Origin of the sequence: Halostagnicola kamekurae (genome assembly GCF_900116205.1) — an archaeon.
Lineage (GTDB): Archaea > Halobacteriota > Halobacteria > Halobacteriales > Natrialbaceae > Halostagnicola > Halostagnicola kamekurae.
The window spans coordinates 1-14,520 of the sequence record NZ_FOZS01000004.1; the positions used below are offsets into that span (position 1 = coordinate 1).

At 59.9% G+C, this 14,520-nt stretch carries 12 protein-coding genes and 1 pseudogene; 7 read left to right on the top strand and 6 right to left on the bottom strand.

What is annotated here, in order from left to right; genetic code table 11:
• Positions 1–358 precede the first annotated feature (358 nt).
• From BM348_RS16265 to BM348_RS16275, 3 genes and pseudogenes are all read right to left on the bottom strand, one after another.
• A pseudogene (locus BM348_RS16265) lies at positions 359–790 on the bottom strand (fumarylacetoacetate hydrolase family protein); the annotation flags it as partial.
• A 601-nt stretch (positions 791–1,391) separates the two neighbouring features.
• Entirely contained in the window at positions 1,392–1,949 is a 558-nt protein-coding gene (locus tag BM348_RS16270) for a hypothetical protein (protein WP_092906469.1), read from the bottom strand.
• A gap of 180 nt (positions 1,950–2,129) precedes the next feature.
• Positions 2,130–2,735, bottom strand: coding sequence for a hypothetical protein (locus tag BM348_RS16275; protein WP_092906471.1), 606 nt, complete (start codon positions 2,733–2,735; stop codon positions 2,130–2,132).
• Positions 2,736–3,431: 696 nt separating this feature from the next.
• Here BM348_RS16275 and BM348_RS16280 point away from each other — a divergent pair.
• The 7 genes from BM348_RS16280 (at position 3,432) to BM348_RS21475 (ending at position 11,379) form a co-directional block, all read left to right on the top strand.
• Positions 3,432–4,511, top strand: a complete 1,080-nt coding sequence (locus BM348_RS16280) for a PstS family phosphate ABC transporter substrate-binding protein (RefSeq protein ID WP_092906473.1) — start codon at positions 3,432–3,434, stop codon at positions 4,509–4,511.
• 119 nt (positions 4,512–4,630) lie between these two features.
• Positions 4,631–5,698 carry a phosphate ABC transporter permease subunit PstC gene (pstC, locus tag BM348_RS16285; protein WP_245779507.1) on the top strand — a complete coding sequence of 356 codons (1,068 nt, stop codon included), beginning with the start codon at positions 4,631–4,633 and terminating at the stop codon, positions 5,696–5,698.
• Positions 5,695–7,884: a phosphate ABC transporter permease PstA gene (gene pstA / locus BM348_RS22575; protein ID WP_175507226.1), complete on the top strand. Its 2,190-nt coding sequence runs from the start codon at positions 5,695–5,697 to the stop codon at positions 7,882–7,884. The genes pstC and pstA overlap by 4 nt, the downstream gene beginning before the upstream one ends.
• 11 nt (positions 7,885–7,895) lie before the next feature.
• Positions 7,896–8,807 (top strand): phosphate ABC transporter ATP-binding protein PstB, encoded by a 912-nt coding sequence (gene pstB / locus BM348_RS16295; RefSeq protein WP_092907194.1) that lies wholly within the window; start codon positions 7,896–7,898, stop codon positions 8,805–8,807.
• Between the two features lie 5 nt (positions 8,808–8,812).
• The gene (phoU, locus tag BM348_RS16300) at positions 8,813–9,490 is read left to right on the top strand and encodes a phosphate signaling complex protein PhoU (protein WP_092907198.1); all 678 of its coding nucleotides are present in this window, start codon (positions 8,813–8,815) and stop codon (positions 9,488–9,490) included.
• Between the two features lies 1 nt (position 9,491).
• Complete coding sequence (locus tag BM348_RS16305; RefSeq protein ID WP_092906478.1) at positions 9,492–10,559, top strand: phosphate signaling complex PhoU family protein; 1,068 nt, start codon at positions 9,492–9,494, stop codon at positions 10,557–10,559.
• 139 nt (positions 10,560–10,698) lie between these two features.
• On the top strand, positions 10,699–11,379 hold the full coding sequence (locus BM348_RS21475; RefSeq protein ID WP_175507227.1) for a DUF4013 domain-containing protein: 681 nt from the start codon (positions 10,699–10,701) through the stop codon (positions 11,377–11,379).
• A gap of 53 nt (positions 11,380–11,432) precedes the next feature.
• Here the strand turns inward: BM348_RS21475 and BM348_RS16315 are convergent, their stop codons facing one another.
• From BM348_RS16315 to BM348_RS16325, 3 genes are read right to left on the bottom strand one after another with little or no spacing between them, the layout of a single operon-like run.
• Positions 11,433–12,602 (bottom strand): ABC transporter ATP-binding protein, encoded by a 1,170-nt coding sequence (locus BM348_RS16315; RefSeq protein ID WP_092906482.1) that lies wholly within the window; start codon positions 12,600–12,602, stop codon positions 11,433–11,435.
• 40 nt (positions 12,603–12,642) lie between these two features.
• On the bottom strand, positions 12,643–13,554 hold the full coding sequence (locus tag BM348_RS16320; RefSeq protein ID WP_092906484.1) for a carbohydrate ABC transporter permease: 912 nt from the start codon (positions 13,552–13,554) through the stop codon (positions 12,643–12,645).
• Positions 13,551–14,519: a carbohydrate ABC transporter permease gene (locus tag BM348_RS16325; RefSeq protein ID WP_092906485.1), complete on the bottom strand. Its 969-nt coding sequence runs from the start codon at positions 14,517–14,519 to the stop codon at positions 13,551–13,553. The genes BM348_RS16320 and BM348_RS16325 overlap by 4 nt, the downstream gene beginning before the upstream one ends.
• Between the last annotated feature and the right edge of the window lies 1 nt (position 14,520).

Below are 14,520 nucleotides of genomic sequence, written 5' to 3' on the forward strand. Positions count from 1 at the left end.
ACGACGAGCGAAACGAACGCCGGGAGGTCGAGGATGACCAGCATGAGTACGATTACCACAATGCCCGCTACGAGCGAGACAAGTGGTGCCTGTCCGCCCAATTGTAGTACTGTGTTACCAAACATCATGCGGACATAGATAACTATCACACTTTACTGTTTCTATAGTCTCACAATAATGAATCTACAGCGCCCCGTCACCGCGGCCGCTACTCGTAGACGAGCGTTCGAGACAGGTCCACAACTCCCTGGAGATGCGACCGAAAGTGGCCGAATAACGGGTCAGGATAGCGGTTCGGGAGCAGTTTCGTTCGGTCATTCCACGGCGATAACGGAACGAGTTGGGACATTGAGTCCGTCTAGACTTCGACGACCGGGTTCGTGAGTTCGCCAATTTCGTCGATCGCGATATGTACCTCGTCGCTCGGCTCGAGGGTGAAGCCATCATCCGGAACCAACGAGGTGGCGGTAAGCAAGACGGCGAGCTCGGAAACGACATCGGGATCGCGCCAATATGTAACGAGTTCGTCGCAGCTGCGGGCCATATTACCGGTCGAGGTCTCGTCCTCGTAGAGTATCTCGCCGTCACGGCTGATCTCCATCGAGATCGTTAGCTCGTAGGGATCGTCGATAGAGCCGACGGAAGCGACCACGGGCCCGATCGAACAGCACCGCTCGTACGTCTTCGCTTGCGGAAGGTAGAGCAGGTTGTCGCCCTTGATCGCTCGACTGCTCACGTCGTTGCCGACGGTGTACCCGACGATCGATCCGTCGTAAAAGACGATTCTGAGTGTGTAGTAGCGAAAGCTGTATACACTCGTTTCAGCTCTCACCGATAAGTTGCTGAAAATTTAACTAATGATATAAATGAGAGTGAGGAGAGTGGGGAAAAGACAGAATGTCGTATATCGGAAAGAGACGATATAACGGCGATACACCGGCACAGAGGTGGTAACGGAATATAAATACTACAGTCAGTAATACTATAGTCAGTAATTCTAACTGAGACGGTTATACTCGTCCGGTTCAGTATAGAAGACCAGTTCGGATTCGAACGGGGCCGAGTAACGCCTCCGTTCCTATACACCTAATTCATATTTCATAAGTTTGGATTTGAGGTTTTTCTTATCTATACGGGCTATACAGTGAATCTGGCCTGATACCGGTTACCGGTAAGAAGACAGGAACAAAGAAGACCGCGACACAGCCGAGCACTTTGATCGGACCCGATTACTCAGAGGTACCGCATTTCATAGACAGTGTAGTCCGGGAGATCTGTGGCTCTCGAACGGTCGTTGTCGTGTCTGAGACATCGGTTCCGTCTAGCCTTCCGTTCGAGGATCCGCCCACCAGCGAGCCACTGATCCAGAAGCGTATCCCGGTGTCGACCCGTTATGTTTCCGCCGAAAGGTCACCGAGAATGCGGTCGCCGAATGCGAGCACGAGAAATGCCCCGACCAGGTCGAAGATGAGGTCGAGTGCGGTGTCTTTCGCTCCGTAGGTAACGAGGATCGGTTCGACGCCGGCGCGTCGAGCCACGACGTGAATAGCGTACTCGAGGAGTTCCCAGAGGAGTCCGAGCGCGGCGACGGCCGCGATGACTCGCGGCCGCGGATCGGATCCCCGTCGGCGGCTGATCGCGAAGACAGCACCGCCCAGTATCGTCGCCGAGTGAGTGTGAGTCAGGTGATCCCACCACCAGACCTCGTCGTAAGGACCGAGCATGCCGACGGCGTGGGTGATCATCGCAGTGTCGACGTACAACCGCTGCCACGGACGGAGTTCGACGTCGAACACCCGCTCGACGACGTCGGGGAGATACGTGCCGATCGCGGCGACGGCGGCGTTGACGACTGCGCCAGGGTTTCGACGGCGGACGCCCGCGATGAGCACCGATACCAGTGCATACCGAATCCCGCGTTCCATCGATCGCCCGAGAACGTTCCCCATGGTCTAGTCAATACTGACTGTCGAGAGCACATATCGGTATCGGGTCACGAACGAACGACCGATAGGCCAGAACCGAAGCTAACACGGACGTCGCTTCGGAGACGCTGACGTTCGAACCGGAGTATCGGTCGAGAGTTCGCCAGTGGCGGCCGAGAAAGCACCGTGCGAGCGTCGAAACGGTCAGGCCCCGCGATACCGCTCTGGAAGGTACGGGTGGAGCGGAGCGGGGGCGAACGCCGCGAGGCGCTCTGCGGCGGTCGCGAGGTGCTTTCGAAACAGAACGTAGACGACCGACACTGCCAGGAGCGCGGCCGTGAGAACGGTGAGCGGTCCGTCTCCCGCGATGATGACGGGGACCGCCGCGAACCCGGCGAGGGCGAGATCCTCGGGAGCACCGTCGTAGCGAATCCAGCGGCGGGGCCGGATCCACCGGCCGTGGTAGTGACTGTAGACTGCCCGCTCGGAGCCTGCACGCCACGGCCGCAACTCGAGGCCGCCACCGACGGCGTCAGTCGCCGCGTGGAGCGCCGCGGCCGCGAGCGCGACGGCGAGAACGATGGTCGACGCCGAGGGCACCAAGACCGCGAGCACAAGCGCGAGGACTGCCGCGATCGGCGCGTAGACAGGATAGTGAAGCGTCTTCCGGTGTCCGGCGTAGAGATCGAGATCCGGAGCGACGCCGCCGACGAGCCCCGCAACGAACGCGGGCGGGGCGAGCTCGGGGGCAGTCGCCAGCACCGGCAGCGCGAGCGCCATCCCCATGAACGCGTGCGTCGTCGCCATCATTGTGACCTCCCATAGAAAACGAAACGGTAAATATGTTTCTGGGACAGAAGTGGCCGCTCGAGCAAACCTATCGAGAACAAATAATGAACTAGATATAGATAGGTAGGCGAATGAGATCAAGGCACGATGCCACCTCTCTCCAGTGAACGGCCCACCACTGATCCGATTTTGAACTAGTCGGCGTCATTCGTCAGTAACGGATCAGAAAAACGGGTGCGTATTAACTCCACGATCCCCCGTTTTGGGCAGATCGAAATCCATCCCATACGGACCCTTACTATAGTAATAGGTAGCTCAGTTAGACTATTATTAATAGGTGCAATTTATTTGGGCGCGTAATTCGAACGATCCGACGAGCTGTTCTTGCTCAAGTAGGGCGGATCGGACGGAGGTACGGCACGTACGACCAGCGAATTATAGCGGACATCATGCAGACGAACGGATTTTGGTATAGTGTTAATCATTCATATATGATTATATTATTATAATACAAGTTATATTGTTTGCCACTGCAGTTCGTGACGAGATCGCTCGCCCGTTCGGTCGAGATAAGGGGGAAAAGTAGAAACGTATCTCTATATAGCCGACATAATGTCCATGTACGGCTTTGAACGGATCAGATCGGACCGGACCGCTCAGAACCGTCCGTACCTCTATTATAAACCGCTTTAATTACTCACTGTCCGTCTTCAGTCGATGGCACACGACTCAGATCGTCTGTCCAAGGTGGTATCGCGGCGAAACTTCGTGCTTGCTTCTGGTGCAGCTGGCGTGGCCACACTCGCGGGATGTTCGAGTCAAAGCGACGAGGAAACCGGAAACACCTCGAGTAACTCCGATATCGCGCCGCTAACAGCGGATGGCTCCTCGACTGTATTTCCAATCACGAACGGCGCCGCACGGCTGTGGAATGGGAATCCGCCGGCAGACGATCAGGAATACTGGGGGCCCGGGCAGTACGACATCGACACGGACCAGAACCTCGCAGATTATTGGGCCGGTATGTACGGTTTCGAGCCAACCGAAGAGCGCAGTGTTCCACCGTTCAATGCGCAGGTAGCACTAAGTCACTCGGGAACAGGTGTCGAGGCAGTTACCAGCGGACGGGTCGACATCGGGGACGCAAGTTCGACAGCGGAATCCATTCTGGGTTCGGACCACGAGGAGTTAGAAAACATCGTCGACCACGTCGTCGGCGTCGACGGCCAGCCCATCGTCGTTAGCCGAGAGATCCGCGACGCTGGCGTGAGCCAGATCACGGGTGATGAACTTCGGGCGATCTACAAACAGGAGATTACGAACTGGAGCGAAGTCGGCGGACCGGATCAAGAGATCTACGCGATCGGACGCGCAGAAGATTCCGGGACCGATACCGCGTTCCGATCCAACCTCTACGGTGATCCGGAAGCACCGATCGAACCGGACACCCGTCGGGGACAGAATCAGCAGGTGGTAAATCAGGTCGAGCAGACCGACAACGCAATCGCCTACATCGCACTCGCGTTCGTCGAGCCCGATGGTGCAACGCCCCCGATCGGACTCGAGCTCGACGGAACACTTTACGAATACGGCGAAAACCTCGGTGCGAAGGAGTACCCGCTGAGCCGCGATCTCCACTGTTATACGTACGACGGAACCGACGACCGGGAGAGCGCATTCATCAACATGATCCTCTCGGAGTTCGGCCAGCAGAACTTCGTCGAGCCGAATAATTACTTCAAGCTTCCCGAGGCGCGCCGAGAGGAAGAGCGATCGAAGCTCGCGGATCAATCCTGATCTGTAAAATATTTTGATTCTTCACCCAACTGTCGGCTACCGGCTGGGTGGTGACTCGAGAATATGACAGACTCATCATGTTAGGAACACACGCAAAAATTTTGCAAACGATACCGTGGATGCGAGACCGAACGGCCGCGTTGGTCCGGACGGTGGCGGACTTAGACAGACTAAGTCTGTTTCTCGCGGCGGCACAGATACTACTGATAACTGGCGCGTTTGGTAGCCTTCTAGCCCAATCGAACTGGACGATGGTGCTCCTGTACGGCTTCCTGCTGGCGGCGGGGGTCGGCTGGATCGTTCGGCAGGCACTGACAGCGAAGATCGTGACATTCTTGATGACGGCGACGACCCTCGTGACGCTCGGGCTTATCGCCGCGTTTCTAGTTCGCGAGTCGATCCCGGTGGTTCGTCACAGCGGTCTCGGCCTCATCTCGCCGTTCGGATCGAACGAGTGGGCCGCGTCACAACAGCAGTTCACGCTCGTCCCGATGATCTGGGGAACCGCGCTGACGACCGGTGTCGCGATACTGGTCGCTGCGCCGTTCGGGGTCGCAGGCGCGCTGTTCATCAGCGACATCGCACCGGATTGGCTACGGGAAATCGTCAAGCCGGCGGTCGAACTCCTCGCTGGAATTCCCTCGATCGTATACGGGTTCATCGGCGTTACGATTATCGATCCGTACGTTGCCAACTTGCTCTCGATCAGTCCGGGCGCGTTGTTCGTAATCGGACTAATCATCGGGTTCATGGCACTTCCCACGGTCATATCCGTGGCTGAAGACGCGCTCTCGGCCGTACCGGAGTCGATGAAAGACGGATCACTGGCGATGGGGGTAACGGATTGGCAGACAATGAAGAGCGTCTCCATCCCGACGGCCTTCTCCGGAATATCGGCGGCCGTCCTGCTCGGAGTCGGACGTGCTATCGGAGAAACGATGGCCGCGACCGTCATAATCGCGCACAGTCGGCGACTGCCCGGTCCCGAACTGTACAACGTTTTCGACAGCACAGAAACGCTCACCACCTTGATCGCCTCCAGTTACGGGAACGCAACCCCGGGAAGTAAGTTCATGAGCGCACTGTTCGCCGCTGGAGTCCTGTTGCTGGTGATCGTCACGGGGCTGGGGATCGTCTCACAACTCATCGAACAACGGATGCATCGCAAACTGGGTGAAGGACAATGAGCGGTGCTCACGAGTTTCGCCTAGTCAACGACAGAAGCACGACCTACGAACAGTTCGCACAGAGTATCGTCGCCGGAGCGCTCGCTGCGTTCGTGCTCGCGGCGGGAGCCCTGTTCGGATGGGTATCGATCGACGGATCCGTCGGCGGCTTCTCAGTCGCAAGCTACGTTGGCGGAGTGGTTTTCGCGCTCGGCATCGCAACCGGAGCGATCGGTGCGCTCTCCCGGTGGGGTGGCATACGAACGACCCCCGACCGTTCACCGGGGCTCGGCGTTGGACTCATCCAGACAGGTCTCTGGATGACTACCGCCGGCTTATTCGCCAGCAAGACCATCGGTCTGGGTCGGATCGGTTGGCTCGTCGCCGTTCCCATCGGGCTGTTCGTCGGCTATCTCACGATCGGGACGCGAGAAGACATCGGCGCGACGTTCCCTGCCGCTGCGTTTCTCTGTCTCGTCGGCATCGTCGTTCTATCGGGAATGATCACTCCGACATGGACCTGGGAACCCGATGCCTTCGATGCGATCGTTCCCGGAACGGTCGTGATCCCGCTGCTAACGATGTTCGCCAGTCTACTTGCCGGCTGGGCCGGTGCATCGGCCAGCAACAGGTTCGGAACGCGAGGGAGACAGAACGGTGCGTTCCTGCTGATTTCGCTTTTCGTGTTGCTCGTTCTCTCGGTGCTCGTCTACCTCTTCGTGTTCGTATTCGAACGGGGAATAATGGTCGTTCTCGAGAATCTCGCAATCGGTGGCGGAAGCATACTCTTGCTGACTGGAACGGCCCTGGTTCTGGGAGTCAAATCCGCGAATATCAGACCGACGCTGGCAGATGGAACCGACAAAATCGTCGCGTTCGTCAACTTGGCAGTGATGATCCTGCTTGGGTTAATCTGTGCTGGCCTGATCTACACGATCGGTGTGGGAGAACCGATATCCGGGTATTCGGTGACGATCGAACCGACAGCGGTCGTCGGTGGGGTCCCGGGTCTCATCGTCGGTACAATCTTCCTTACCATTCACCGCCGGGCGTATGCTGACTGGCAACCCGAGACCGATCTAGAACGGCGATTCGATGCGAGCGTCCGCCTCGCCATCGGTGCGCTGATCGGAACGGCGCTCGTCGAGGTCATCACGCAGTCCGAACTCGCGTTCGCGGGGATAGCCGTCGTGCCGACTCTGGTGATCCTCGTCGGCGGTGTCGGACTCGGGCTTTTCGTCCTGCGGGGACTAGCCGACCAAACCGAATCGAACATCGTTCCGGCGGGGATTCCGCCCCTGTTCCGTCTCGGAGACGTTCTCCTGTGGGCGTTCGTCATCGGTTGTCTGCACGTCGCCGTAACCGGCTACCCCCTCGGCGTCGGCCCGATCGACGTCATCACGAGCGGGACGATCGACTGGCCGTTCGTGATGAATCCCTCACAGGGCCTCGGCATCCAGAAGGGTGTGATGCCGGCGATGTTGGGAACAGTATGGATCGTTCTCGGGGCCGTTACGTTCGCGGTCCCGCTGGCCGTTGGCGCCGCCGTATTCCTGACGGAGTACGCCACGGATAGCCTGTTCACGAGTGCCGTCGACGTCGCCACGAACGGGCTCTGGAGTACGCCGAGCATCGTGTTCGGCCTCTTTGGACTCGCATTCTTGGTCCCACGATTCGGCGGAAACACCTCGATATTCGCGGCCCAACTCGTGCTGGGATTCATGTTACTGCCGCTCGTGCTCATCACGAGCCGCGAGGCGATGAAAAGCGTCCCCGACGAGTATCGAGACGCAAGTGCGGCCCTCGGCGTCTCGAAGTGGGAGACGATCAAAAGCGTCGTCATCCCCGCGGCCATGCCGGGCGTCGTCACCGGCGCGATCCTCGGCGTCGGTCGGATCGCGGGAGAAACTGCACCGCTCTTGCTCGTGCTCAAGGGGCCGAACTTCCCGACTTCGTCACCCGGAATCTTCTCGAGTTTCACGTTCACGGTCGGGCTCGAACCGCCGTTCGTCCACGTCTCCAATCCGGCACTGCTCGAGCGAGCCAGCGCGCTCCCCTACCAACTGTACGCAGTTATTAAGGCTGGTGTCGGCGGATCGGAAGCCTTCGGCTGGGGGACGACGCTCGTCCTGTTGGGCGTCGTCCTGTCGTTCTTCGGAATGGGAATCGCGACTCGACGATACTTCAGGAAGAAACTTCACCAATGACAGAATCCAGTATGGACACTACGACGACGGAACGAACCGACGCGGAAACAACGACCACCGCTACCGAAACGACGACGGGCGAAAGCGACGAACGGACGAACCCGGCGTGGCGAGAGTACTCGTTCCCCGGCGATCCGGTCCTCTCAATCGAGGACCTGAACGTCTGGTACGACGACGATCACGCGCTGACGGACATTTCGATCGACATCCCCGAGCAGAGCGTAACGGCGCTGATCGGGCCGTCGGGCTGTGGGAAGTCCACGTTCCTTCGCTGTCTCAACCGGATGAACGACCGGATCAAGAGCGCGCGTATCGAGGGGACCGTGTCGTTCAACGGGCAGAATATCTACGCCGACGGAGCGAACCTCGTCGAACTCCGAAAACGGATCGGCATGGTCTTCCAGCAGCCCAACCCGTTCCCGAAATCCATACGCGAAAACGTCGCGTATGCTCCGAGAAAACACGGCGATATCGAGCGGGGGCTCGTGCCGAAGTTACTCGGCCGCGAGGACGTCCAGAAGGAAGACGAACTGGTAGAGCGGTGTCTTCGCGACGCCGCCCTCTGGGACGAGGTCGACGGACGCCTCGAGGACAACGCGCTCGGGCTTTCTGGCGGCCAGCAACAGCGGCTCTGTATAGCTCGTTGTCTCGCCGTCGACCCGGAAGTCATCCTGATGGACGAACCGGCCTCGGCGCTCGATCCGATCGCGACCGCTAAAATCGAGGATCTCATCGACGACCTCGCCGAAGACTACACGGTCGTTATCGTCACGCACAACATGCAACAGGCCGCGAGGATCTCCGACCAGACGGCCGTCTTCCTCACCGGCGGCGAACTCGTCGAGTACGGCGACACCGATCAGGTCTTCGAAGATCCGGAGAGCCAACGCGTCGAGGACTACATCTCCGGTAAGTTCGGGTGATCGATGTGACTCGAGAAACGTACCAACAGTCCCTGGACGACCTCCGGGACGACGTCCTCGCGATGGGCGACCTCGTCGCCGAACGCCTCGAGATGGCCCTCGAGAGTCTGAGTACGCGAGACGAAACGCTGGCTCGCGACGTTATCGGTGGAGATAGCGAAATAAACGAGACGTATCTCGCCATAGAACAGCAGTGTGTCGACCTCGTTGCGCTCCAACAGCCCGTCGCGAGCGATCTGCGCTTCATCACGGCCTCGTTCAAGATCATCACCGACCTCGAGCGCATCGGGGATCTGGCGGTCAATCTGGCGGAGTACGCGCTGGCAGCGACGCGCGAACTCGCCCCCGACGTCGAAATCGACGAGATCGGACACAACGCGACGGACCTCCTCGATCGGAGTCTCGAGGCATACGAAACGGAGAACGCCGACGCCTGCCACGACATCGCACGGAGTGACGACGACATCGACGCGCTCTGCCAGCGCGCGAGCGAAAGGGTCACTCGAGACCTGATCGAGCGGGAAGCCGACGGCGACACGCCGTGGGCGCTCGAGCAGTTGTTAGACGACGTCTCGCGCGTACTGTTGACGATCCGTGACATCGAACGGATCGCAGATCACGCCGTGAACATCGCGGCTCGGATCCTGTATATGGCAGAGAACGACCCCAGTCTGATCTACTAACATGTATACGCGCAAAGTGCAGACCGTCGGCAGCGGGACCTACACCGTGTCGATCCCGAAAGACTGGGCCCGATCAGCGGACATCGACGGAGGCGACACCGTCAATCTCCACGCGCATATCGACGGAGTACTCGCGCTGCAAGCTGAGGAGCGCGAGGACGAGACGCCAGGCCGGGCCACGATGCGAGTTGGCCCCGACGATGTGACCAGTCTCGAACGAACGATACGAGCGGCCTACGCAGCCGGGACGAAGGAGATACAACTCGAGACGACGGACGGATTCACAGCCGAACAGCGACGCGTCGTCGATCGAGTCGCACGGACGCTAACAGGCGTCTCCGTCACCGAAGAATCCGAGTCGAAACTGACGGTTCGAACGCTCCTCGATACGGAGGAGGTGTCGGTTCGACAGTCGGTGCGCCAGCTCGCGTTCGTGGCGCTGTCGATGCACCGCGATGCGACAGCCGTGCTGACAGCGGGGACAAGTTCCGGCAACGTAGCTGACCGAGACGAGCAAGTCGACCGGCTCTACGCGATGATCGACCGCTCGTTCGCCCGCGGGCTCGCCCGTCTCGACGAAGTCGATTCGCTCGGACTGACCCGTCCGGAACTGTTCGAACTCTGGGCGACGACCCGCGAACTCGAGCGCGTCGCCGACCACGCCGGAGGGATCGAAACGGCCGCCGGACGCATCGCCGACTCGATCGACGCATCGGTCACGGAGGAGGTTCGCGAAATCGCACAGCGCGCACGCGATATCGTCGCGGACGCGGTGGACGTCGTTCTCGGTGATTCGGACGCCGAGACTGCGCGGCAGGCGTTGGATGCTCGCGATCGGCTCCGCGAAGACATCGCCTCGTTCGAGCGCCGGTTGGACGCCTCGTCGGCCGACGAATCGCAACTCGAACGCGTCCTCGAGCGACTGGGACGGACGGCCGAACACGGCGCCAATGTCGCGGAGTACGGGCTCCGCCACGCCATCTACCGCGGGGAACTCTCGGAACCGCCGTTCGTCCCGAACCACGCGGACGACTCCGAGCAAGAATCCCACGCCTCCACGGGTGGATGAGGGCGACGACAATCACAGCACACTTACACCGATAGAATCTACCACGCGATATGAACACATCGGGGCGGGCCCGTTGGAGTGGATCGAGGACGCTCGAGCGTACTCGAGGCGGCCGATTTCGCGGTGTGAGGAGAGAGACATGCTCATAGATGCACTTCGATATCCGACGAGTGGAACCTCCACGGTCGCCGTCGCGGGGCTGGTCGTCGCGATCGCGATCGGCTATCGGTACACCGCGGCGTTCGTTCCCTCGATAGCCGCCCTGCTTCCCGGAACGGTAACGGCGATAGCGGCTATCGCGCTGGTCGGCTACCTGTCGCAGGTGCTCGTCGACGAGAGCGACTCGCCGCCGCACATCGACGTGAGCAGGTCGTTTCGGATCGGTTGCAAATCGATCGCGATCACCGCGGCGTATCTGGTCGTCCCCGTCGCGGTGCTGGTGACGACGATCGGTTCGTTCGCCCAGACGGGCGGAGACGCCGGCGTCCCGGCGTTTTTCCTGATTAGTTCCACCGCGGCGCTGTTTTTCTTCCTCTCGAGTGCGTACGCGCTGCCAGCGGCGCTGGCGGCGGCGACGCAAACGGAGAGCGTTCGGGCTGCGTTCGATCGGGAACGAGTGGGGCCGCCGCTCACCGATCTGTCCTACGTCACCGGATGGATAACCGGCTTCACCCTGTTCGGGATCGGCTTCGTTCCCGTGTCGGTCACGATCGACTCCGGGACCGTCGCCGGATTGCTCGCAGCGCTGTTCGGCGGGTATCTACTACTGGTCGGAAGCCGAGTTATCCACACCGGCTACCGGCGGGCGATGGGACGATAGTTCGTCAGAAAATCGGGCACATTCCGAGCGCGACGGAAAATCGATCTCGCGAGTTAGAGCTGTGGCGGCTCCGACTCGACCGGTTCGAGTCGTCGGTTGTGCAGCGCCTCGCCCGTCGACGCGTCGAAAATGTGAATCGCGTCTTCGGGGATGTGTGCTGTCACCCGCTGGCCGCTTTCGAACTGGCGCATACCTCCGACCGTCGCGATCATCGACTCCGTCTCGAGGGACGCATCATCGTTCTCGAACCTGAGGTAGACGATGTTTTCGTCCCCCATCGGCTCGATTACGTCGATCGTTGCCTCGATATCGTGTGCGTCCGTCGGGGCCCCGTCGCTAATCGCGATATCTTCCGGCCGAATGCCAAGGACGAGATCCGACGATCCGTCGACGTCCGCCGCGAGTTCGTCCGAGATCGGGTACTCGAAGCGATCGGACTGCAAGACGGTTTCGCCCGCCTCCGTTCGGCGGTTCATGTCGACGAAGTTCATCGACGGTTCGCCGACGAATCCGGCGACGAACAGATTCGACGGCCGGTGATAGCAATCAAGCGGCGTGCCGACCTGCTGGAGCGTCCCGTCGTTGAGGATCGCGACTCGGTCGCCCATCGTCATCGCCTCGGTCTGGTCGTGGGTGACGTAGACCGTCGTCGTGTCGAGTTCCTCCTGAAGACGCTGCAGTTCAGTTCGCATCTCCGCGCGAAGTTTGGCGTCGAGGTTCGACAGCGGTTCGTCCATGAGAAAGACCGCGGGATCGCGGACGATCGCACGACCCAGCGCGACGCGCTGTTGTTGGCCGCCCGAGAGTTCGCCGGGTTTTCGATCCAGCAGGTCTTCGATTCCCATCATCGCCGCGGTGTCTTCGACCCGTGCAGCGATCTCGTCGTCGCCCATCTCCGTCGACTCCTCGAGTCCGAAGGACATGTTCTCTCGCACGGTCATGTGCGGGTACAACGCGTAGGACTGGAACACCATCGCGATGTCTCTGTCCTTCGCGGGCGTCTCATTTATGACGCGGTCGTCGAGGTTGATCGTGCCGGAACTTACCGTCTCGAGTCCAGCGACCATTCGAAGCGTCGTCGACTTGCCACAGCCGGAGGGGCCGACGAGGACGAGGAACTCGCCGTCGTCGATATCGATCGATACGTCGTCGACGGCAACGATCTCGTTCCCGTCGTCTTCCGTGAATACTTTCGTGACCTCGTTGAGTTTCGTTTGAGCCATGATTAGTACCTCGTGGTAGAGATAGTTAATTGTCGAGTGATCATACGCGAACTCCCTCCGCGAACTCGTCGGCGAACAGGAGATAGACCGCAAGCGTCGGCAGCGCCGTGAGCAACGCACCCGCCATTCGGAGCGGATAATCGATTCCCTCGAGGGAGGTACCGAGACCCGAGAGGATCAGCGTCGCGGAGGCCGCCGGATCGTTGACGCTGCCGATGAGCGTCAACGAGAACAGGAACTCGTTCCAGATCTGTGTGAACTGGAAGATAAAGACGACCGCGAACATCGGGAGCGACAACGGCAGGACGATACGCTTGTAGATCCGCCAGACCGACGCCCCGTCGAGTTTCGCGGCCTCGATCATCTCCCAGGACATCGTCTTGTACTGCGAGCGGAACAACAGCGTACAGATCGGGATCCCGTACGCGGTGTGGGTGATGATGAGTTCCAGGATCGTCGCGAACCGCGGTGTCAACAACAGCCCGAGGCGGTGATCGAGCATTGCGATGTTCGACCAGAACTGCGTCAGCGGAATAATGACGGCCTGGTAGGGGATGAAGATCCCCGCGATGAACAGGACGAACACCGCGACCTGTCCCCGCCAATCGACGAGCGTCAGTCCGTACGCCGCCATGCTTCCGAAGACGGCACAGAGGATCGTCGCCGGAACGGTGAATATCAGGCTGTTTACCATCCCCTGTGCGAGGGCGTCGAACGCGAACGTCCAGCTCTCGACCGTCGCACCGGTCGGCCCCGGTGGAGCGAACGGCTGGGTGTTACCCACCGCGTCGGAGGTCTTGATCGACGTGACCAATCCGGACTCGATCGGAATCAGGTAGACGATCGCCAACCCGACGATCGTCACGTAGAGGAGGATCCGATCGAATCCGACCCCCTCGAGAAGACCTTCGTCGTCGGTACGGCTCCCCGCTGACAGTGTTTCTTCACTCATAGGTTACCTCGTTTGTACTCCGTGTACAGATACGGCGCGATCACGGCCAGCGAGAGGACGAACAGCGTGAGACCGATCGCCGAACTGTAGGCCCACTCGCTGCTGTTGAATCCCTCCCGCATCATTTTCGTCGCGAGAATGTCCGCACCCTGTCGCGGGCGGTAGCCACCGAAAATCGCGTACAGGAAGTCGAAGGCCTTCAGTGCGAACAACACGAGCGTCACCGTCGCGCTGACCATCGCAGGTTTCAGTTGCGGAACGATTACGCGCCAGTACATGCGAAGCGTCCCCGCCCCGTCGACTCGCGCCGCTTCGTACTGCTCGGACGGGATCGAACGAAGCGCCGCGAGATATATCACCATGGCATAGCCGCTGAACTGCCAGATCAACGCGATGATGACCGACCCGAGGACGAGTCGCGGGTCCGCCAGCCAGTCCGGCGTGAATCCGAACAGACCGAAAAACTGGTTGATAATTCCGTCCTGACTGTTGTACATCCACTGCCAGAACTTGGCGGTGACGATGAACGAGAGGCTGAACGGGAGGAGATAGATCGTTCGGAACGACCGTCCGAACCGGATCTCCCGGTCGAGCAGGATCGCAAGCACGAGGCCTATCGCCAGACAGGCGACGGTAAACGCGACGAGTAACACGAGCGTGTTCCGGGTCGCGTCCCAGATCGCCGGATCCTCGAGCATCCGGAGATAGTTGGACAGGGTCAGATTGGAGTAATCCGGCTCGCCGAATCCGGAGTAGTTAGTCAGCGAGAGGAGGAAGTTCCATCCGATCGCTGCGTAGACGAAAAAGCCCATGAGCACGAGCGGGGGGCCCCAGAAGGGCATGGACTGAACGAAATCGCTATCCAGCCAGCTCCTCGTCGAAGACCGTTCGGTGACCGTTCCACCGTCCGTCTGGACCCGGCGCTTGTCCCGTATGGAACGCAAAAACGCTACAAGACGTTTCATT